This window comes from Parahaemophilus parainfluenzae, from assembly GCF_001053575.1.
Lineage (GTDB): Bacteria > Pseudomonadota > Gammaproteobacteria > Enterobacterales > Pasteurellaceae > Haemophilus_D > Haemophilus_D parainfluenzae_S.
Genome location: NZ_JVSL01000024.1, coordinates 54175 through 74211 on the forward strand (window position 1 = coordinate 54175; position 20037 = coordinate 74211).

Sequence of the window (20037 nt, forward strand, 5' to 3'; positions counted from 1 at the left end):
CAAATATGAAAAACGTAGTAAAAGTTACCGCACTTTCTTTAGGTCTTGCACTTGCATCAGGTTTTGCTGCTGCAGATGAGAATATCGCATTCATCAACGCGGGTTACTTATTCCAAAATCACCCAGATCGTCAAGCTGTAGCAGATAAGTTAGATGCAGAATTCAAACCAATGGCGGACAAACTTGCTGCAAGTAAGAAAGAAATTGATGACAAAATCGTAGCATCTCGTAAAAAAGTAGAAGCAAAAGTGGCTGCTTTACAAAAAGATGCACCTCGTTTACGTCAAGCTGAAATTCAAAAACGCCAAGAAGAAATCACTAAATTTGGTTCAGATGAAGAAGCTGCATTAAATAAATTAATGCAAGAGCAAGATAAAAAAGTAGCAGAGTTCCAAGAGTTAAACGAAAAACGTCAAACTGAAGAGCGTGGTAAATTATTAGAAAGCATTCAAGTTGCAACTAATAACTTAGCAAAAGCAAAAGGTTATACTTATGTTTTAGATGCTAACTCTGTAGTATTTGCGGTAGATGGTAAAGACATTACTGAAGAAGTATTAAAATCTATTCCTGCAACTGAAAAAGCAGCTCCAGCAAAAACTGAAGAGAAAAAATAATAGGTTCTCATAATGCAAAAATCCTATTCTTTACAGGAATTAGCAGCAAAAGTCGGCGGTACCCTTCGTGGTAACGCCGACGTTGTCGTTAATAATATCGCCGCACTGTCAAAAGCAGAACCTAACCAGCTTACCTTCATTTCTAATGCAAAATTCCGTCCTTTATTAGCGGAATCTAAAGCAGGTATTCTTGTCGTGTCAGAAGCGGATGTGGAGTTTTGCTCACCTGAAAGTAATTTACTTATCGTCAAAGATCCTTATGTTGCTTACGCTGTATTAGCTCAATATATGGATACCACTCCGAAAGCTGCTCAAAATATCCACCCAAGTGCGGTTATTTCTGAAAAAGCTTCAATTGGTGAAAATGTATCAATTGGTGCAAATGCCGTTATTGAAGAAGGTGTTCTATTAGGCGATAACGTGATTATTGGCGCGGGTTGTTTTGTCGGTAAATTCACAAAAATTGGTGCAGGTACACAGCTTTGGGCAAACGTAAGCGTTTATCATGAAGTAGAAATTGGGCAAAATTGCTTAATTCAATCAGGTGCAGTCATTGGTAGTGATGGCTTTGGCTATGCGAATGATCGTGGCCGCTGGGTGAAAATCCCACAAGTTGGGCAAGTGATTATTGGTAATAATGTCGAAATCGGTGCTTGTACTTGTATTGACCGTGGTGCCTTAGACGCGACAGTCATAGAAGATAACGTCATTATTGATAATCTTTGCCAAATTGCCCATAACGTTCATATTGGCACAGGTACAGCAGTAGCTGGCGGTGTGATTATGGCGGGTAGCTTAAAAGTGGGCCGTTATTGCTTAATTGGTGGAGCAAGTGTGATTAATGGTCACATGGAGATCTGCGATAAAGTAACCGTGACAGGCATGGGCATGGTGATGCGCCCAATTACTGAGCCTGGCGTATACTCATCGGGCATTCCATTACAAACCAATAAAGAGTGGCGAAAAACAGCCGCACTTACCTTGGGAATTGATGGTATGAATAAACGATTGAAAGCCCTAGAGAAAAAACTTGGCTAAGATTTTAAAACGTACCTTAGGGTGCGTTTTATTTTTATACAGAAATATCGTATAATCTCAACGTTTTATTATTATTTATTTTAAAGGTATTAGACGTGTCAGAGAATCAAGTAAGTAAAGTGATTGAAGCAAAAGAAATTATGACCTTATTGCCACATCGTTATCCATTTTTATTAGTGGATCGCGTGTTGGACTATAAAGAAGGTGAGTGGTTAAAAGCAATTAAAAATATCAGTGTAAACGAACCTTGCTTTACGGGCCATTTTCCGAGTGAACCGATTTTACCAGGTGTGTTAATTCTTGAAGCTTTGGCACAAGCAATGGGATTACTTGCATTTAAAACGCATGAATTAAAAGGTGGCGAATTATTCTATTTCGCAGGTATTGATGAAGCGCGTTTCAAACGCCCAGTATTACCTGGAGATCAAATGGAATTGAACGTTCAAGTGATTAAAGAACGTCGTGGTATTACAGCATTCACGGGTATTGCAACCGTAAACGGTGAAGTAGCTTGTGAAGCCAAATTAATGTGTGCTCGTCGATAATTAAAGAAAATTAAGGGGTAAGTATGATCCACCCAAGTGCAAAAATTCATCCGACCGCGATTGTTGCTGATGGCGCAGTTATTGGCGAAGATGTTGTTATCGGTCCTTTCTGTATTATTGAAGGGAGCGTTGAGATTAAAGCACGTACTGTTTTAAATTCTCACATTGTCGTGAAAGGCGATACCGTGATTGGTGAAGATAACCAGATTTATCAATTCGCCAGCATTGGTGAAGTGAACCAAGATTTAAAATATAAGGGCGAAGCAACAAAAACCATTATTGGTAATGGAAACCGTATTCGCGAGCATGTGACGATTCACCGCGGCACTATCCAAGGTGGTGGTGTAACACGTATTGGTAATAACAATTTACTCATGGTAAACGTACATGTTGCTCATGATTGCCAAATCAAGAATAACTGTATCTTAGCAAATAACGCAACACTTGCTGGTCATGTTGAGTTAGATGATTTTGTGATTGTTGGTGGTATGTCTGCGATTCACCAATTTGTGATCGTAGGGGCACACGTTATGCTAGGTGGCGGTTCAATGGTTAGCCAAGATGTGCCACCTTATGTGATGGCTCAAGGTAACCATGCTCAGCCTTTCGGCGTTAACCTTGAAGGATTAAAACGTCGTGGTTTTGATAAACCAACCATGCACGCGATTCGTAATGTCTATAAAATGATTTACCGTAGTGGTAAAACCCTTGAAGAAGTATTGCCTGAAATTGAACAAATTGCACAAACTGAATCTGCAATTAGTTTCTTTGTGGAGTTCTTCAAACGTTCTACTCGTGGCATTATTCGTTAATTAACGTTTCTTTTCTCATTAAGAGAAAATGATGAAATAACAAAGAGACCGCACTATGATTTGTTCAAAGTGCGGTCGTTTTTTAGGATAAATTTAATGATTAAAGAAAATCCGACTATTGCGATTATTGCTGGTGAGGTCTCTGGCGATATTCTTGGTGCAGGTCTCATTCAAGCGCTAAAACGCCACTATCCGCAAGCTAAATTTGTCGGGATTGGTGGCGAGCGAATGATTGCTCAAGGCTTTGAAAGCTTTTTTGATATGGAAGAGCTCTCTGTCATGGGGCTAGTAGAAGTCCTCAAACATTTGCCGCGATTGCTAAAAATTCGTCGTAGTATCATCGAACAACTTTCTGATATTAAACCTGATGTATTTATTGGTATTGATGCACCGGATTTTAATCTCACCGTTGAACTGAAATTAAAAGAAAAAGGGATTAAAACCATTCATTATGTGAGTCCATCTGTATGGGCTTGGCGTCAAAATCGTATTTATAAAATTGCCAAAGCAACCCATCAAGTATTAGCTTTTCTTCCTTTTGAAAAAGCCTTTTACGATCGTTTTAATGTGCCTTGCCGTTTTATTGGCCATACCATGGCGGATGCGATTCCATTAAAACCAAATAGAACGGAAGCTTGCCAGACCTTAGGTGTTGATGAAAAAGGACGTTATCTTGCTATTTTAGTGGGTAGTCGAGGAAGCGAAGTGGGGTTTCTGACAGAGCCATTTCTAAAAACCGCTTTGTTATTAAAAGAAAAATATCCAGATTTGCAGTTTTTAGTCCCTTTGGTGAATGAAAAACGTCGTCAACAATTTGAGGAAATAAAGGCTCAGATTGCTCCTGATCTTGATATGCATTTAATTGATGGTAAAGCACGCCAAGTGATGATCGCAGCTGAGGCAACTTTACTTGCTTCGGGTACCGCAGCGCTTGAGGCGATGTTGTGTAAATCGCCAATGGTAGTGGGGTATCGAATGAAACCATTCACCTATTTCTTGGCAAAACGATTAGTTAAAACAAAATATATTTCATTGCCTAATTTATTAGCGGATGAAATGCTTGTGTCAGAAATGATTCAAGAAGATTGCGAACCGCAAAAATTAGCAGAACAACTTTCTCAGTATTTGGGCGATGACGAAAGTGCAGTCAAATCTCGCAGTGTTTTAATTCAACGCTTTACTGAATTACACAAATTAATTCAATGTGATGCGGACAGCCAAGCCGCACAAGCAGTGATTGATTTATTGGAGCAAAACCATGACTGATTTTGTTTACCCTGAAGGCTATCAATTATTTGCAGGTGTTGATGAAGTAGGCCGAGGCCCTTTAGTTGGCGCAGTTGTCACGGCTGCAGTGCTCTTAGATCCGAATAACCCGATAGCGGGGTTGGCAGATTCTAAAAAGCTCAGCGAGAAAAAACGTCTTGCACTCGCAGCAGAAATTAAAGAGAAAGCCTTAGCTTGGGCAATGGGTCGAGCAGAGCCAGCCGAGATTGATGAATTGAATATTCTTCATGCCTCTATGTTAGCCATGGAACGAGCCGTAAAAGCCTTAAAAATTCAACCGCACTTCGTGTTGGTGGATGGCAATCGTATTCCGCCTAACCTTGGTTTACCTGCTCAAGCGGTGGTGAAAGGGGATTCACTTGTGGCTGAAATTAGCGCCGCCTCTATTTTGGCAAAAGTTGCACGCGATCAGGAAATGGAAGCATTAGATAAAAAGTATCCAGAATATGCTTTTGCTCAACATAAAGGGTATCCGACCAAATTACACTTAGAAAAATTAGCGGAACTGGGGCCTTTACCTGAGTATCGTCGGAGTTTTTCACCTGTGAAGAAAGCGCTAGGCATAGAAGACTAGTGAGCTTGAAAGATTTTTAAGATTGAATAATATAAAATGGATATTTATTGCCTTATCTTTGATGATTATGAAACGTTAGATTTAATGGGACCTGTTGAGTTTTTAGCAAGAGTCCCTAATGGTAAGCTTCACTATGTATCCCAAGTTGGTGGATTAATTCGTAGTAAGCAAGGATTTTATATTGAAACAGAAAAGCTAGAACATTTATTACCTCATAGTGTGTTATTGGTTGTTGGAGGACAGGGAACTCGTCAGTTAGTAAACGATGAACAATTTATTAATCAGCTTGGTAAATGGATTGATGAGTCAGAGGTTTGTCTCAGTGTTTGTACAGGTTCAGTATTATTGGCTTGTACGGGGAGATTAGATAGTTTAAAAGCGACTTCTAATAAAAAATCTTTTGAATGGGTAAAACAATGTTGTCAAGCTGTAAAATGGGAACCTGTTGCAAGATGGGTGAAAGAGGGCAAGTTTTACACTTCATCAGGCGTTTCTGCTGGTATGGATATGGCGCTTGGGTTTATTGCTGATTATTACGGCAATGACTTGGCTCAAGACATCGCTAACCACACCGAATATCATTGGCAAAAAGATCCTAGTGTAGATAATTTTGCTCGAATCTATGGATATAAATAATAGATTTAGTTTTAGATTAAACAAAAGAGCGGTCAAAATTGACCGCTCTTTTTATACCTCAGCGAGATTATTTATTTAATTTTGCTTTGTAAGTTGGGTTCATTAAGTTTTCTACAGAAAGAATGTCATCCAATTGTTCTGCTGTTAATAAACCTTTTTCTAATACCACTTCACGTACGCCTTTACCGGTTTGAGCACAGATTTTACCCACTAAGTCGCCATTATGGTGACCGATAAATGGATTCAAGTAAGTCACGATACCGATTGAGTTAAATACATAGTTTTCACAAATTTCTTTGTTTACCGTAATACCGTCTACACATTTATCGCGTAAGTTCACGCAAGCATTGGTTAAGATGTCGATAGATTCAAACATCGCTTGACCAATCACTGGTTCCATTACGTTTAATTGTAATTGACCCGCTTCAGATGCGAAAGTAACGGTAGTATCGTTACCAATTACTTTAAAGCATACTTGGTTCACCACTTCTGGAATAACTGGGTTTACTTTTGCAGGCATGATAGAAGAACCTGCTTGTAATTCAGGTAAGTTAATTTCTTTAATACCTGCACGTGGACCAGAAGAGAGTAAACGTAAGTCGTTACATACTTTAGAGAGTTTTACTGCGGTACGTTTTAATGCACCATGAACCATGACATAAGCACCACAGTCAGATGTTGCTTCAATTAAGTTTTCAGCAGGAACGCAAGGTAATCCAGTTACCTCAGCAAGGTGTTTTACTACTAATTCTGTATAACCTTTTGGTGTATTTAAACCAGTACCGATTGCTGTTGCACCAAGGTTGACTTCAAGGAGTAACTCAGCGGTGCGTTTTAAGTTACGTACTTCTTCTTCAAGTAATACAGCAAAGGCTTTAAACTCTTGACCAACCGTCATAGGTACAGCATCTTGTAATTGAGTACGACCCATTTTTAAAATTTTAGCAAATTCTTTTGCTTTATTATCGAAACCATCATGTAAGTATTGGATTTTGTCGATAAGTTTTAAAATGCTGTTATATACCGCAATACGGAAACCGGTAGGATATGCATCGTTGGTAGATTGGCTAGCGTTCACGTGGTCCATTGGGTTAATAACATCATATTCACCTTTTTTATGACCAATTTTTTCAAGCGCGAGGTTAGCAACTACTTCGTTGGTATTCATATTCACAGAAGTACCCGCACCACCTTGATATACATCAGATGGGAATTGATCTAAGCATTTCCCCGTGGTAAGAATTTCATCACAAGCAGCTACAATCGCTTTTGCAATATCACTTGGAATAGCACCTAATTCACCATTCGCTAGGGCAGTCGCTTTTTTAACCATTACCATGCCGCGAACAAATTCCGGTACATCAGAAATGGTTACATTAGAAATATTGAAGTTTTCAACCGCTCTTAAGGTATGGATACCCCAGTATGCATCAGCTGGCACATCACGTTCACCTAATAAATCCACTTCTTTTCTGTATTGAGTCATTTTAATCACCTTTTTTGGTTGTTAATTAATTTGAGGTAATTATAGGAATTTACATAGAAAATAAATTTGACATGGATCACATTTCAAATAAGACGTATAAGAGATATTTTCATTTCTCGCATAAATTTTTTTAGGGTGAAATTTTTTTATTTATCCCCTTGAAACCGAAAAAGTTATCCCCACATTTAAAACACTTTATTTTAATAAGAAGGAAATTAATCATGAATATTCGTCCTTTACACGATCGTGTAATCATTAAACGTGAAGAAGTAGAAACTCGTTCAGCTGGCGGTATCGTATTAACCGGTTCAGCGGCGACTAAATCAACCCGTGCGAAAGTATTGGCAGTGGGTAAAGGTCGTATTTTGGAAAATGGTACCGTTCAGCCTTTAGATGTAAAAGTTGGCGATACAGTCATTTTCAATGATGGTTATGGCGTGAAAAGTGAAAAAATCGATGGTGAAGAAGTGTTAATCATTTCTGAAAACGATATTTTGGCGATTGTGGAATAATTTAAATTAAGGAAAAAAGAAAATGGCAGCAAAAGACGTAAAATTTGGTAATGATGCACGCGTAAAAATGCTAAAAGGCGTGAATGTATTAGCAGATGCAGTAAAGGTGACCCTTGGCCCTAAAGGTCGTAATGTCATTTTAGATAAATCATTTGGTGCACCAACCATCACTAAAGATGGTGTATCTGTCGCACGTGAAATTGAATTAGAAGATAAATTTGAAAATATGGGTGCGCAAATGGTGAAAGAGGTTGCCTCTAAAGCCAATGATGCAGCAGGTGACGGTACAACGACTGCGACAGTTCTAGCTCAAGCTATCGTAAATGAAGGCTTAAAAGCGGTAGCTGCGGGCATGAACCCAATGGATTTAAAACGCGGTATCGATAAAGCGGTAAGTGCGGTTGTTTCTGAGCTTAAAAATTTATCTAAACCTTGTGAAACCTCTAAAGAGATTGAACAAGTTGGTACAATTTCTGCTAACTCTGACAGCATTGTAGGTCAATTAATTGCTCAAGCAATGGAAAAAGTAGGTAAAGAAGGCGTGATCACCGTAGAAGACGGTACAGGTCTTGACGATGAATTAGCGGTTGTAGAAGGGATGCAGTTCGATCGTGGTTACTTATCACCTTATTTCATCAACAAACCAGAAACGGCAACGGTTGAATTAGATAACCCATACATTCTTTTAGTAGATAAAAAAGTATCAAACATTCGCGAATTACTTCCAGTATTAGAAGGTGTCGCAAAAGCGGGTAAACCATTATTAATTATCGCTGAAGATATTGAAGGTGAAGCGCTTGCAACTTTAGTTGTGAACACCATGCGCGGTATCGTAAAAGTGGCAGCAGTGAAAGCGCCAGGCTTTGGTGATCGCCGTAAAGCAATGTTACAAGATATTGCGATCTTAACTGCTGGTACTGTGATTTCTGAAGAAATCGGTATGGAACTTGAAAAAGCGACATTAGAAGATTTAGGCCAAGCGAAACGTGTTGTCATCAACAAAGACAATACCACGATTATCGATGGTGTGGGGGATGATGCACAAATTAAAGGTCGTGTGGCTCAAATTCGTCAGCAAATCGAAGAATCAACTTCTGATTATGACAAAGAAAAACTTCAAGAGCGCGTAGCTAAACTTGCCGGTGGTGTGGCTGTAATCAAAGTCGGTGCAGCAACTGAAGTTGAAATGAAAGAGAAAAAAGATCGTGTGGATGATGCATTACACGCAACACGTGCTGCGGTTGAAGAAGGTATCGTTGCGGGTGGTGGTGTTGCATTAGTTCGTGCTGCAACCAAAGTAGCGGCAACCTTAAAAGGTGATAACGAAGAACAAGATGTAGGTATTAAACTTGCATTACGTGCAATGGAAGCGCCACTTCGTCAAATCGTCACTAACGCAGGTGAAGAAGCATCGGTTGTGGCAAGTGCGGTTAAAAATGGCGAAGGAAACTTCGGTTATAACGCGGGTACTGAACAGTATGGCGATATGATCGAAATGGGTATTCTAGATCCAACTAAAGTAACTCGTTCTGCGTTACAATTCGCGGCTTCTGTAGCGGGCTTAATGATCACCACAGAATGTATGGTTACTGATCTTCCAAAAGATGATAAAGCCGATTTAGGTGCTGCCGGAATGGGCGGTATGGGAGGCATGGGCGGAATGATGTAATTCCCCTTTGCAAAAGAAAGTGCGATCGTTTTTCTTTATAGAAATGCGATCGCATTTTTATTTGTGTGGTGCTACACTTTAATAGCTTTCGATGATTTTATAGGTATAACAATGACAATTTCCCAAACTGAACTTAATCAACAACTCAAATCTGCTGGTATTGGCATTAATGCAACAGAATTACATGGCTTTTTGAGCGGCTTAATTTGTGGAGGGCTAAAAGACCAAAGTTGGTTACCTCTTCTATATCAATTCAGTAACGATAACCACGCTTATCCAACCGCATTAATTCAGCCAATTACCGAAATTTATGAGCAGATAGGTAAAACCTTATCGGATGTAGAAGGGTTTGATTTTGAATTGGGCTTAACCAAAGATGAGAGTGTGTTTGCACGAGCAGACAGTCTATCAGACTGGGCAAACCAATTTTTACTGGGTTTAGGTCTTGTTCAGACAGAATTGGATAAAGAAAAAGGCGAAATTGGCGAAGCGGTAGATGATTTACAAGATATTTGTCAGCTTGGTTATGAAGAAGAAGATGATGAAGAAGAGCTTGCTGAAGCATTAGAAGAAATTATTGAATATGTTCGCACCATTGCGATGTTGTTTTACACCCATTTCAACGATGATGCACAAGAAATAAAACCGATATTACATTAAAAGGAGCGAAACATGGATCTCGCATACATGGCGGCATTACCGCAAGAAGAATTTACAGAACGTCGTCAAAAAGTATTCGCACAAATGCAGCCAAATTCTGCTTTATTGCTATTTTCCGAAATTGAGAAACGTCGTAATAACGACTGCGATTTTCCTTTCCGTCAAGACAGTTACTTTTGGTATTTAACGGGATTTAATGAGCCAAATGCAGCGTTGTTATTGATTAAAACGGAAGAGGCAGAAAAGGCAATGATATTTCTTCGTCCGCGAGATCCTTTGCTTGAAACCTGGAATGGTCGCCGATTAGGCGTTGAGCGCGCACCGCAAAAACTCAATGTCGATGAAGCCTATTCTATCGATGATTTTAAAACAGAATTTCCAAAATTAACGGAAAAATTGACCGCACTTTATCATGTGGCCGATCGTCATCCTTGGGGTGATAAATTATTAGCCGAAAGTGCGGTGAAATTTTATGCTGTTTTTGATTGGCAGCCGATGTTAAGTGAAATGCGCTTAATTAAATCTCCAAACGAAATTCGCTTAATGCAACAAGCGGGACAGATTACGGCATTTGGGCATATTAAGGCGATGCAAGTGACTCGCCCAAATCGTTTTGAATATGAAATAGAAAGCGAAATTCTGCATGAATTTAATCGTCATGGAGCAAGATTCCCGTCTTACAATTCCATTATTGCCGGGGGCGATAATGCCTGTATCTTGCACTACACTGAAAATGATCAACCTTTGAAAGATGGCGATCTTGTGTTAATTGATGCTGGTTGTGAATTTGCTATGTATGCAGGTGATATCACACGTACATTCCCGGTGAACGGTAAATTTACTCAGCCACAACGTGAGATTTATGAATTAGTTTTAAAAGCACAAAAACGTGCGATTGAGCTATTAGTGCCAGGTAATTCAATTAAACTGGCAAATGACGAAGTGATTCGTATTAAGACTCAAGGCTTGGTGGATTTAGGTATTCTGAAAGGGGATGTAGATAAGCTGATTGAAGAAAAAGCCTATCGCCAATTTTATATGCATGGTTTAGGCCATTGGCTTGGCTTGGATGTGCACGATGTTGGTCGCTATGATGATGATCGTAGCCGTACGCTTGAAGTGGGGATGATCATCACTGTTGAGCCAGGTATTTATATTTCTGAAGAAGCAGATGTGCCACCCCAATATAAAGGCATTGGTGTGCGTATTGAGGATAACTTGCTAATGACAGAATATGGCAATAAAAATCTGACTGCGGCGGCACCAAAAGAAATTGATGACATTGAAAATTTAATGAAAAATTGAGAAGAATTCTCAAAATTGTGATCTAGTGCAAGTTTTTTGTGCAGTTAAGGTGCTAATATACTGTTAGATAAAAAAGACCAATCAAATCAGTAAGGAGTCGATTATGTACAAACATGTTTTAGTTGCGGTAGATCTTTCTGACGAAAGTGAATTTCTACTCAAAAAAGCCGTGGGAATTGCAAAACGTAATGATGCGCAACTTTCTATTATTCATGTAGATGTAAACTTCTCGGATCTCTATACTGGTTTAATTGATGTCAATATGTCATCAATGCAAGATAGAATCTCGAGCGAAACCCAAAAAGCGCTAATTAATTTAGCGGAACATGCGGGTTATCCAATAAAAGAAAAATTGAGCGGTAGCGGTGATTTAGGTCAAGTTTTGACAGACGCTATTGATCAGTATGATGTAGATCTACTAGTGACAGGTCATCACCAAGATTTTTGGAGTAAATTGATGTCTTCAACACGTCAAGTGATGAATACCATTAAAATTGATATGTTGGTTGTGCCACTTCGCGACGAATAGTGATCAAAAATTATTTTTAGCCCTATTAAAATAACGTAAATTGTAACCGCACTTCTCAATTAATGCAGTAGAGTGCGGTTTTCTTTTTTAAGATCAGTGAAAAAGCCTTTTTCTCTAGGTCAAAATATGCAAGAATAGTGAGCTTTTTTATAAATCGTGATCGAGATAGAGACACAAGGTTTTATCAATGAAAACAACAGCAGAAATTAGACAGTCATTCCTTGATTTTTTCCATAGCAAGGGGCATCAAGTCGTCGCAAGTAGTTCGCTTGTGCCTGAAAATGATCCGACATTGCTTTTTACTAATGCCGGTATGAACCAATTTAAAGACGTGTTCCTTGGTATGGACAAACGTCCTTACTCACGTGCGACAACTGCACAACGTTGTGTGCGCGCAGGTGGTAAGCATAATGATTTAGAAAACGTAGGTTATACAGCTCGTCACCATACTTTCTTTGAAATGCTCGGCAACTTCAGTTTTGGCGACTATTTCAAACATGATGCGATTAATTTTGCCTGGGAGTATTTGACTTCTCCACAATGGCTCGGGTTACCAAAAGAAAAATTATGGGTAACCGTGTATGAAACCGATAATGAAGCTTATGATATTTGGCATAAAGAAGTTGGTGTGCCAGCAGAACGTATTATTCGTATCGGTGATAACAAAGGTGCGCCTTATGCATCAGATAACTTCTGGGCAATGGGTGACACAGGTCCTTGTGGTCCATGTACTGAAATTTTCTACGATCACGGTGATCACATTTGGGGTGGCCCTCCAGGCTCACCAGAAGAAGATGGTGACCGCTATATCGAAATTTGGAACGTGGTATTCATGCAATTTAACCGTCAAGCAGACGGTACAATGGAAAAATTACCACGCCCATCAGTTGATACCGGGATGGGCTTAGAGCGTATTTCTGCCGTATTACAGCATGTAAACTCTAACTATGAGATCGATATTTTCCAAAAATTAATTGCGAAAACAGCTGAAATCGTAGGAACAACAGATTTAACAAACAAATCATTACGTGTAATTGCAGACCACATTCGTTCTTGTGCTTATTTAATTGCAGATGGCGTAATTCCATCAAACGAAGGTCGCGGTTATGTATTACGTCGTATTATCCGTCGTGCAGTACGTCATGGTCACTTGTTAGGTGCTAAAGAAGCGTTCTTCTATAAACTTGTGCCGACTTTAATTGAAGTCATGGCGGAAGCTGGCAAAGAAGTTAAAGAAAAACAAGCGAATGTCGAAAAATTACTTCGTTTAGAAGAAGAACAATTTGCTCGTACATTAGAGCGCGGATTAAGCTTATTAGACGATGCGCTTGCTCAAGTGAAAGATGGTGTGTTGTCAGGTGAAGTCGCCTTTAAACTTTATGATACTTATGGCTTCCCACTTGATTTAACAGCGGACGTATGTCGCGAGCGTGATATTGCAATTGATGAAGCAGGTTTTGAGCGTGAAATGGAAGCACAACGCTTACGCGCACAATCTGCAAGCCAATTCGGCATGGATTACAACAGTGTTATTCGTGTAGAAGGTGAAACAAAATTTGAAGGCTATACTGAATCAGAATCTTTAGCCAAAGTGACCGCACTTTTCCATGATGGAAAATCAGTAGAGAGTATTACTGCAGGCCAAAGTGCCGTGGTGATTTTAGAAAATACTCCATTCTATGCGGAATCAGGTGGTCAAATTGGTGACAGTGGTTATTTAACCTCTCAAGGTATTCAGTTTAATGTAAAAGATACTCAAAAATATGGTCAAGTATTTGGTCATATTGGTGAGTTAGAACAGGGTACCTTAAAAGTCGGGCAAACAGTCAATGCGGTTGTAGATGCAGCAAGACGTCATCAAACGTCACTTAATCATTCTGCAACACACTTATTACATGCCGCATTGCGTCAAGTTTTAGGTCACCATGTAGTGCAAAAAGGATCGTTAGTATCTGATACAGCATTACGTTTTGACTTTGCTCATCCGGAAGCGATTACCAAAGCACAGCTTAATAAAATTGAAACATTGGTAAACCAAAAAGTGCGTGAGAATTTTGTAGTTCAAACGGACATAATGGATATCGAAGCGGCAAAAGCGAAAGGTGCAATGGCGTTATTCGGTGAAAAATATGCTGATGTGGTACGTGTTTTAACAATGGGAGATTTCTCCGTTGAACTTTGTGGTGGCATTCATGCTAAACGTACCGGTGATATCGGTTTATTTAAAATTGTGGCGGAAACTGCAGTTGCAGCAGGTGTTCGTCGTATTGAAGCGGTAACGGGTGAAAATGCAATTAATTGGTTACACAACCAACAACGTATTCTTACTCAAAGTGCAGATTTGTTTAAATCTGACGTTAATACCCTTGTTGAGAAAATTCAGCAACTTCAAGATAAAGCGAAGAAAGCAGAAAAAGAATTACAAGGATTAAAAGAAAAAGCTGCAATGCAAGCGGGGTCCGATTTAGTGAAAAGTGCGGTTAAAATTAATGATGTTTCTGTAATCGTACATCAACTAGACGGAATTGAAACTAAATCGTTACGTGTGATGGTTGATGATTTAAAAAATCAACTTGGTTCAGGCGTAATTGTATTTGCATCTATTTTAGATGATAAAGTCAACCTCGTCGTTGGCGTAACAAGCGATTTAACTACTAAAGTGAAGGCTGGTGAGCTAGTGAATTTAATGGCTCAGCAAGTTGGTGGGAAAGGCGGTGGTCGCCCTGATATGGCAATGGCAGGAGGCTCCCAACCAGAAAATGTGAATCTAGCATTAACTGTCGCACAAAACTGGTTAAGCAATAATCTGTAGTACAAGCAGGTCGGTGGGATGCCGATCTTTACTTGATTGATAGGGATATCTAATAAATGCAAACTAAGGAGATAAAAGATGTTAATCTTAACTCGAAAAGTTGGCGAAAGTGTTCTCATTGGAGACGATATTTCTATCACGGTTTTGAGTGTACGTGGAAACCAAGTCAAACTCGGTGTGCAAGCGCCTAAAGAAGTATCCGTTCACCGAGAGGAAATTTACCAACGAATTCTGCAGTCAAAAGATGAACATATAGATGAGGCATCTTAGACCTAGAGTTTTATGAATGTTTTACATTCTATTTATAATTTAATTAACGTTTTTTCAAAAATTAAACCCATTGGTTTGCAAGATTTTAAATAACGGAAATTTGAGTTATAAAGGTAGAGAAGGAACTTTTCCAACTTAAATCTATCAAAATTTAATAAATAATGACCGCACTTTTAGTATAGAAGTGTGGTCATTCCATATTAAAACAAAAAGGAAAATCAATGAAAGTTATTATTCCCGTAGCTGGTTTGGGTACCCGTATGTTGCCAGCAACAAAAGCGATTCCAAAAGAAATGTTAACGCTTGTGGATAAGCCTCTGATTCAATATGTTGTGAATGAGTGTGTGGCTGCTGGTATCAAAGAAATCGTGTTAGTCACACATTCTTCTAAAAATGCGATTGAAAACCACTTTGATACGTCTTTTGAGTTGGAAACCATGCTTGAGAAGCGTGTTAAACGTCAGCTTCTAGAAGAGGTGCGTTCTATTTGCCCTAAAGATGTAACAATTATGCATGTTCGTCAAGGCAATGCGAAAGGTTTAGGTCATGCGGTGTTATGTGGTCGTCCAGTTGTTGGAAATGAGCCATTTGCAGTCGTGTTACCTGATGTGCTTTTAGCCGATTTTACAGCAAATCAAAAGAAAGAAAATCTTTCAGCAATGATTAAACGTTTTAAAGAAACACAAGCAAGCCAAATTATGGTAGCGCCTGTTGCCGCTGATGAAGTGAGTAGCTATGGTATCGCGGATTGTGGTGGTGTAGAGTTAAAAGGCGGTGATAGCGTTAAAATTAATAGCATTGTTGAAAAACCATCTGTTGAAGAAGCTCCATCAAATCTTGCTGTTGTCGGTCGTTATGTTTTCTCTGCGGCAATTTGGGATTTATTAGAAAAAACACCAGTTGGTGTGGGCGATGAAATCCAATTAACGGACGCAATTGATATGCTTATCGAGAAAGAGACCGTTGAAGCGTTTCATATGACCGGTAGAAGCTTTGACTGTGGTGACAAAATTGGCTATATGGAAGCTTTTGTAGAATATGGTCTTCGTCATGATAAATTAGGCAAAGAGTTTAAAGCTTTCCTAAAAGATCTTGCAAAAACCTTATAATTAACTGAAACCACCGAAAGGTGGTTTTTATTTATATATTTGTATACGAATAAAGATAAAAAAGAAGGCATCGTGATGATGCCTTCTTTTTTCTATGAAACGAAATCTTAGTTATTTTTCGCTAATAAAGTGCGGTAGATAATACCACCTAAAATACCACCGATAATCGGTGCCACCCAGAATAACCATAATTGGTCGATTGCCCAAGTACCTTGGAATACCGCAACTGCAGTACTACGAGCAGGGTTTACAGAGGTATTTGATACAGGAATGCTGATTAAGTGGATTAAGGTTAAACCTAAACCGATTGCGATTGGCGCAAAACCTGCAGCTGCATTTTTATGAGTTGAACCCATGATGATTAATAAGAAGAATGCAGTTAATAATACTTCCGCTACGAATACTGCTTCTAAAGAATAACCTTCTGGAGAATGTTCGCCGTAGCCATTAGATGCAAAACCTGCAGTAACATCAAAGCCAGCTTTACCTGATGCGATAAGGTAAAGTGCAGCACCCGCTAGTAAGCCACCAACAACTTGAGAAATGATGTATGGAAGAGCATCTTTCGCAGAGAAACGACCGCCAGCCACTAAACCAAGTGTTACTGCAGGGTTAAAGTGACCACCAGAAATGTGACCTACAGCGTAAGCCATGGTTAATACGGTTAAACCGAAGGCAAATGCAACGCCCACATAACCGATACCTAGGTTGACAGAAGCAGCAAAGATTGCACTACCACAACCACCGAAAACTAACCAAAATGTACCGAAAAATTCAGCAAAAAGTTTTTTTGACATAATAGACCTCAATATTAAATATGTCGTTATCTTCAAATAACAATAATGTATTGCGTATGCAACAGGCATTTAGTCAAAAGTAATGGTTTTTAGTTCTGCAAATTATTGTAAATGTTTGTAAGTAAATGTAAGGGAAATAGCATGCTATACTTTTAGACGTCTAGATTGTCATTTTGCTTATTTTTCATTAAAATACGGATAAATTATCAGGTTATTTAAGGTGCATTATGGCAAACTGGGATGGCAAATATATTAGCCCTTATGCAGAACATGGCAAAAAGAGCGAACAAGTCAAAAAAATTACAGTGTCTATTCCGATTAAAGTATTGGAAATTTTGACGAATGAGCGTACTCGTCGTCAGCTGAAAAGTTTGCGCCATGCAACAAACAGTGAATTGCTTTGTGAGGCGTTCTTACATGCTTTTACAGGTCAGCCATTACCGACTGATGCGGATTTAATGAAAGAACGCCATGATGAGATTCCTGAAAATGCCAAAGAAATCATGCGTGATTTAGGCATTGATCCTGAAAGCTGGGAATATTAATTTTATCCTTTTAATCCTTCCAAAATACTGCATTCAGGGCAATCATTGCCCTGACAAGCGTTATGCCATCGCTCCAATTCCTCTACCATTTTTTGCAAGTGATGAATTTGCTCATTCAATGTTTTAATATGCTGCGTCGTAAGTGCTTTAACTTCTCGGCTACTACGATTGGGATTATCTTGTAATTGCAAAAGTTGGTGAATTTGTTGGAGGGAAAAACCAACATCTCGAGAGTGACGAATAAAACGTAGTCGTTCTAAATCCTTTTCTTCATAATGGCGATAACCGGAAAGGCTTCGCTGTGCTGGTTTTAATAAGCCGGACTTTTCATAATCCCGAATTTGTTTACTTGATAAACCGACTAATTTTGCCACTTCACTGATGTTCATAAAAAATCCTTGACCTTAACCTTATGTTAAGGTTTATAGTAAACTCAATTTCAATCTATATCAATAATTAAGGAGTAAATATGAAATCAATTACATTACATGTAACAGGGATGACTTGTGGTGGTTGTGTGAAAAGCGTTACAAGAGTGTTGGAAGAGCTTAATGGCGTAGAAAAAGCTGTTGTAACACTTGATGACGGTAAAGCGGTGATTACCTTTGATGAAAGTGCGGTTAGTATTGCACAATTAATTGAAACAATTGAAGAGGCAGGTTTTGATGCAACAGAATAAAAAAATAGTCATTCAAATCGAGGGGATGACCTGCCAATCCTGTGCTAATCGGATTGAGAAAGTATTGAATCGAAATGATTTTGTCTCTGACGCGGGCGTGAATTTTGCGGCAGAGGAAGCGCACGTAGTATTTGATTCATCTCAGGCTTCAGAACAAGATATTTTGACAATTATTCAAAAAGCGGGATATAAGGGCATTCTAAAGCAAAATGTGCTGCCTAGCGCACCTAATGAAACGAAGATTAGTCCGCGTTTATGGTTGCTTTTGTTCATTAACATTCCTTTTTTAATCGGAATGAGCGGGATGATGTTTAATCATCATTCTTGGATGATACCACCAATGTGGCAATTTGTTCTTGCGAGCATTGTGCAACTTTGGTTAGCCATTCCTTTTTATAAAGGTGCGATTGGTAGTATTCGAGGTGGTTTGGCCAATATGGATGTACTCGTGAGTACTGGTACGTTGGTGATTTATCTCTATTCGGTCTTTATGCTGTTTTATTATCAGTCAATGGGGCATGATAGCGCATCTCATGTCTATTTTGAAGTATCGGTGATGGTCATCGGTTTCGTCAGCCTTGGGAAATTTCTTGAGGAAAGAACGAAGAAACAAAGCTTAAACAGTTTAGGGCTATTATTACAACTCACCCCAAAACAAGTCAGTGTTCAACGTGAAAATCATTGGGAGACGATTTCTCTCGATCAAGTAAAAATAGGCGATATTTTACGGGCTAATCAAGGTGAACGTATTGCCGCGGATGGTGTTGTTGAACAAGGGAGTGGTTGGTGCGATGAGAGTCATTTAACCGGTGAATCTCACCCATTAGAAAAAATGTCTCAAAGCCCTGTGCTTGCAGGGGCAATGGTGACACAAGGTAGTCTTATTTATCGAGCTAATCAACTCGGACAGCAAACGCTATTGGGCGATATGATGAAAGCGCTTTCCGAGGCGCAAGGTACAAAAGCTCCTATTGCTCGTTTTGCTGACAAAGTTTCAGCTGTATTTGTGCCTACCGTGTTATTGATTTCCGTAATGACATTTGGATTAACCTGGTGGATAAAAGGAGATTTGGTAACCGCTTTAATTCATGCGGTTGCTGTGTTAGTCATTGCCTGTCCTTGTGCATTAGGGCTTGCCACACCTGCTGCCATAATGGTGGGAATGGGAAAAGCAGTCAATGCAGGGATTTGGTTTAAAGATGCGGCATCTATGGAAGAGGCGGCGCATGTGGATACGGTGGTATTAGACAAAACAGGAACGATAACTCAAGGAAAGCTCAAAATTGCCGCTGTTTGGCAACCACAAAGTGCGGTCTATTCTGAGGAAGATTTATATCGCATTGCGGCTTCCGTTGAGCAAAATGCCAATCATCCTTTAGCTAAAGCGATAGTCCTGGCTGCACAGGAAAAATCACTTGAAATTCCGACCGCACTTTCGGTTCATTCAGAAGTGGGGCAGGGTATATCTGCTCACATTGAAGGAGTTGGTTTGGTTAAAGTAGGTAAACTGACTTATTGTGAATTAACCTTACCAGATAATATGCCTCAAATTTGGCAAATCGCGAGTGTTGTTGCGGTATCTGTAGATAACAGTCCAATCGGTGCATTTGCGCTAGCAGACAGTCTAAAAGAGGATAGTTTGCAAGCGATTCAACGCTTACACCAACATAATATTGATGTGGTGATAATGAGTGGCGATCAGCAATCTGTCGTTGATTATGTTGCCCAGCAAGTAGGTGTGAAAACTGCACGAGGCAATTGTAGTCCACGTGATAAAGCGGCTTATATTGAGAGATTACGTCAGCAAGGCAAAGTGGTCGCAATGGTTGGTGATGGTGTGAATGATGCACCCGCATTAGCAATGGCTAACGTAAGCTTTGCGATGAAATCAGGTTCTGATGTTGCAGAACAAACTGCATCGGCGACACTCATGCAGCATTCGGTGGATCAGTTAGTTGATGGATTAATGATTTCCAGAGCAACATTAACGAATATAAAACAAAATTTATTCTTTGCCTTGATTTATAATGTACTAGGTATTCCACTTGCGGCATTAGGCTACTTAAGTCCTGTTTTAGCAGGGGCAGCGATGGCAATGAGTTCGCTTTCGGTGCTATTCAATGCATTGCGGTTAAAACGAGTGAAAATTAAATAAGAA

General features: G+C 39.4%; 21 protein-coding genes. 18 read left to right on the plus strand and 3 right to left on the minus strand.

Annotation, left to right across the window (positions count from 1 at the left end):
* Positions 1-5 precede the first annotated feature (5 nt).
* The 7 genes from AC979_RS05205 (at position 6) to AC979_RS05235 (ending at position 5506) form a co-directional block, all read left to right on the plus strand.
* Positions 6-614 carry an OmpH family outer membrane protein gene (locus tag AC979_RS05205; protein WP_049373177.1) on the plus strand — a complete coding sequence of 203 codons (609 nt, stop codon included), beginning with the start codon at positions 6-8 and terminating at the stop codon, positions 612-614.
* Between the two features lie 12 nt (positions 615-626).
* Entirely contained in the window at positions 627-1652 is a 1026-nt protein-coding gene (gene lpxD, locus AC979_RS05210; RefSeq protein WP_049368924.1) for a UDP-3-O-(3-hydroxymyristoyl)glucosamine N-acyltransferase, read from the plus strand.
* A gap of 95 nt (positions 1653-1747) precedes the next feature.
* Positions 1748-2197 (plus strand): 3-hydroxyacyl-ACP dehydratase FabZ, encoded by a 450-nt coding sequence (gene fabZ, locus AC979_RS05215; protein WP_075875086.1) that lies wholly within the window; start codon positions 1748-1750, stop codon positions 2195-2197.
* Between the two features lie 23 nt (positions 2198-2220).
* The gene (gene lpxA / locus AC979_RS05220; RefSeq protein WP_049368925.1) at positions 2221-3009 is read left to right on the plus strand and encodes an acyl-ACP--UDP-N-acetylglucosamine O-acyltransferase; all 789 of its coding nucleotides are present in this window, start codon (positions 2221-2223) and stop codon (positions 3007-3009) included.
* Between the two features lie 96 nt (positions 3010-3105).
* Complete coding sequence (gene lpxB, locus AC979_RS05225) at positions 3106-4275, plus strand: lipid-A-disaccharide synthase (protein ID WP_049373179.1); 1170 nt, start codon at positions 3106-3108, stop codon at positions 4273-4275.
* Positions 4268-4870, plus strand: coding sequence for a ribonuclease HII (rnhB, locus tag AC979_RS05230; RefSeq protein WP_049373180.1), 603 nt, complete (start codon positions 4268-4270; stop codon positions 4868-4870). The genes lpxB and rnhB overlap by 8 nt, the downstream gene beginning before the upstream one ends.
* A gap of 36 nt (positions 4871-4906) precedes the next feature.
* Entirely contained in the window at positions 4907-5506 is a 600-nt protein-coding gene (locus AC979_RS05235) for a DJ-1/PfpI family protein (RefSeq protein WP_049373181.1), read from the plus strand.
* Between the two features lie 67 nt (positions 5507-5573).
* Here AC979_RS05235 and aspA read toward each other — a convergent pair whose 3' ends face one another.
* Entirely contained in the window at positions 5574-6992 is a 1419-nt protein-coding gene (gene aspA, locus AC979_RS05240; RefSeq protein ID WP_005696766.1) for an aspartate ammonia-lyase, read from the minus strand.
* Positions 6993-7213: 221 nt separating this feature from the next.
* On the opposite strand from aspA, the gene AC979_RS05245 reads away from it, so the two are divergent.
* The 8 genes from AC979_RS05245 (at position 7214) to galU (ending at position 15858) form a co-directional block, all read left to right on the plus strand.
* Positions 7214-7504, plus strand: a complete 291-nt coding sequence (locus AC979_RS05245) for a co-chaperone GroES (protein WP_005629492.1) — start codon at positions 7214-7216, stop codon at positions 7502-7504.
* A gap of 22 nt (positions 7505-7526) precedes the next feature.
* A complete protein-coding gene (gene groL, locus AC979_RS05250; RefSeq protein WP_049373182.1) occupies positions 7527-9173 on the plus strand; it encodes a chaperonin GroEL in 1647 nt (548 codons plus the stop codon).
* Between the two features lie 111 nt (positions 9174-9284).
* The gene (locus AC979_RS05255; RefSeq protein ID WP_049373183.1) at positions 9285-9833 is read left to right on the plus strand and encodes a YecA family protein; all 549 of its coding nucleotides are present in this window, start codon (positions 9285-9287) and stop codon (positions 9831-9833) included.
* Positions 9834-9845: 12 nt separating this feature from the next.
* A complete protein-coding gene (gene pepP, locus AC979_RS05260; protein WP_049373185.1) occupies positions 9846-11138 on the plus strand; it encodes a Xaa-Pro aminopeptidase in 1293 nt (430 codons plus the stop codon).
* Positions 11139-11241: 103 nt separating this feature from the next.
* The gene (gene uspA, locus AC979_RS05265; protein WP_005698692.1) at positions 11242-11667 is read left to right on the plus strand and encodes a universal stress protein UspA; all 426 of its coding nucleotides are present in this window, start codon (positions 11242-11244) and stop codon (positions 11665-11667) included.
* Between the two features lie 187 nt (positions 11668-11854).
* Entirely contained in the window at positions 11855-14479 is a 2625-nt protein-coding gene (gene alaS, locus AC979_RS05270; protein ID WP_049373187.1) for an alanine--tRNA ligase, read from the plus strand.
* Between the two features lie 78 nt (positions 14480-14557).
* The gene (csrA, locus tag AC979_RS05275; protein WP_014064854.1) at positions 14558-14749 is read left to right on the plus strand and encodes a carbon storage regulator CsrA; all 192 of its coding nucleotides are present in this window, start codon (positions 14558-14560) and stop codon (positions 14747-14749) included.
* A gap of 221 nt (positions 14750-14970) precedes the next feature.
* Positions 14971-15858: a UTP--glucose-1-phosphate uridylyltransferase GalU gene (galU, locus tag AC979_RS05280; RefSeq protein ID WP_049373189.1), complete on the plus strand. Its 888-nt coding sequence runs from the start codon at positions 14971-14973 to the stop codon at positions 15856-15858.
* Between the two features lie 107 nt (positions 15859-15965).
* On the opposite strand, the gene aqpZ is transcribed toward galU, so the two are convergent.
* Entirely contained in the window at positions 15966-16655 is a 690-nt protein-coding gene (aqpZ, locus tag AC979_RS05285; protein ID WP_049373191.1) for an aquaporin Z, read from the minus strand.
* Positions 16656-16882: 227 nt separating this feature from the next.
* Here aqpZ and metJ point away from each other — a divergent pair, with 227 nt between their 5' ends.
* Positions 16883-17200 carry a met regulon transcriptional regulator MetJ gene (metJ, locus tag AC979_RS05290; RefSeq protein WP_005696757.1) on the plus strand — a complete coding sequence of 106 codons (318 nt, stop codon included), beginning with the start codon at positions 16883-16885 and terminating at the stop codon, positions 17198-17200.
* 2 nt (positions 17201-17202) lie between these two features.
* On the opposite strand, the gene cueR is transcribed toward metJ, so the two are convergent.
* Positions 17203-17589 carry a Cu(I)-responsive transcriptional regulator gene (cueR, locus tag AC979_RS05295; RefSeq protein WP_005699815.1) on the minus strand — a complete coding sequence of 129 codons (387 nt, stop codon included), beginning with the start codon at positions 17587-17589 and terminating at the stop codon, positions 17203-17205.
* A gap of 80 nt (positions 17590-17669) precedes the next feature.
* Here cueR and AC979_RS05300 point away from each other — a divergent pair, with 80 nt between their 5' ends.
* Together AC979_RS05300 and AC979_RS05305 are read left to right on the plus strand one after the other, a co-directional pair.
* Complete coding sequence (locus AC979_RS05300) at positions 17670-17879, plus strand: heavy-metal-associated domain-containing protein (protein WP_049356372.1); 210 nt, start codon at positions 17670-17672, stop codon at positions 17877-17879.
* The gene (locus AC979_RS05305) at positions 17866-20034 is read left to right on the plus strand and encodes a heavy metal translocating P-type ATPase (RefSeq protein WP_049373194.1); all 2169 of its coding nucleotides are present in this window, start codon (positions 17866-17868) and stop codon (positions 20032-20034) included. Before AC979_RS05300 ends, AC979_RS05305 begins: the two co-directional genes overlap by 14 nt.
* Positions 20035-20037 lie beyond the last annotated feature (3 nt).

Coding starts and splice junctions, on each gene's coding strand:
- alaS (WP_049373187.1), top strand. CDS start 11,855: ATGAAAACAACAGCAGAAATTAGACAGTCATTCCTTGATTTTTTCCAT.
- AC979_RS05305 (WP_049373194.1), top strand. CDS start 17,866: ATGCAACAGAATAAAAAAATAGTCATTCAAATCGAGGGGATGACCTGC.
- AC979_RS05300 (WP_049356372.1), top strand. CDS start 17,670: ATGAAATCAATTACATTACATGTAACAGGGATGACTTGTGGTGGTTGT.
- aspA (WP_005696766.1), bottom strand. CDS start 6,992: ATGACTCAATACAGAAAAGAAGTGGATTTATTAGGTGAACGTGATGTG.
- AC979_RS05205 (WP_049373177.1), top strand. CDS start 6: ATGAAAAACGTAGTAAAAGTTACCGCACTTTCTTTAGGTCTTGCACTT.
- metJ (WP_005696757.1), top strand. CDS start 16,883: ATGGCAAACTGGGATGGCAAATATATTAGCCCTTATGCAGAACATGGC.
- groL (WP_049373182.1), top strand. CDS start 7,527: ATGGCAGCAAAAGACGTAAAATTTGGTAATGATGCACGCGTAAAAATG.
- aqpZ (WP_049373191.1), bottom strand. CDS start 16,655: ATGTCAAAAAAACTTTTTGCTGAATTTTTCGGTACATTTTGGTTAGTT.
- pepP (WP_049373185.1), top strand. CDS start 9,846: ATGGATCTCGCATACATGGCGGCATTACCGCAAGAAGAATTTACAGAA.
- rnhB (WP_049373180.1), top strand. CDS start 4,268: ATGACTGATTTTGTTTACCCTGAAGGCTATCAATTATTTGCAGGTGTT.
- AC979_RS05255 (WP_049373183.1), top strand. CDS start 9,285: ATGACAATTTCCCAAACTGAACTTAATCAACAACTCAAATCTGCTGGT.
- lpxA (WP_049368925.1), top strand. CDS start 2,221: ATGATCCACCCAAGTGCAAAAATTCATCCGACCGCGATTGTTGCTGAT.
- csrA (WP_014064854.1), top strand. CDS start 14,558: ATGTTAATCTTAACTCGAAAAGTTGGCGAAAGTGTTCTCATTGGAGAC.
- galU (WP_049373189.1), top strand. CDS start 14,971: ATGAAAGTTATTATTCCCGTAGCTGGTTTGGGTACCCGTATGTTGCCA.
- AC979_RS05245 (WP_005629492.1), top strand. CDS start 7,214: ATGAATATTCGTCCTTTACACGATCGTGTAATCATTAAACGTGAAGAA.
- uspA (WP_005698692.1), top strand. CDS start 11,242: ATGTACAAACATGTTTTAGTTGCGGTAGATCTTTCTGACGAAAGTGAA.
- AC979_RS05235 (WP_049373181.1), top strand. CDS start 4,907: ATGGATATTTATTGCCTTATCTTTGATGATTATGAAACGTTAGATTTA.
- lpxD (WP_049368924.1), top strand. CDS start 627: ATGCAAAAATCCTATTCTTTACAGGAATTAGCAGCAAAAGTCGGCGGT.
- lpxB (WP_049373179.1), top strand. CDS start 3,106: ATGATTAAAGAAAATCCGACTATTGCGATTATTGCTGGTGAGGTCTCT.
- cueR (WP_005699815.1), bottom strand. CDS start 17,589: ATGAACATCAGTGAAGTGGCAAAATTAGTCGGTTTATCAAGTAAACAA.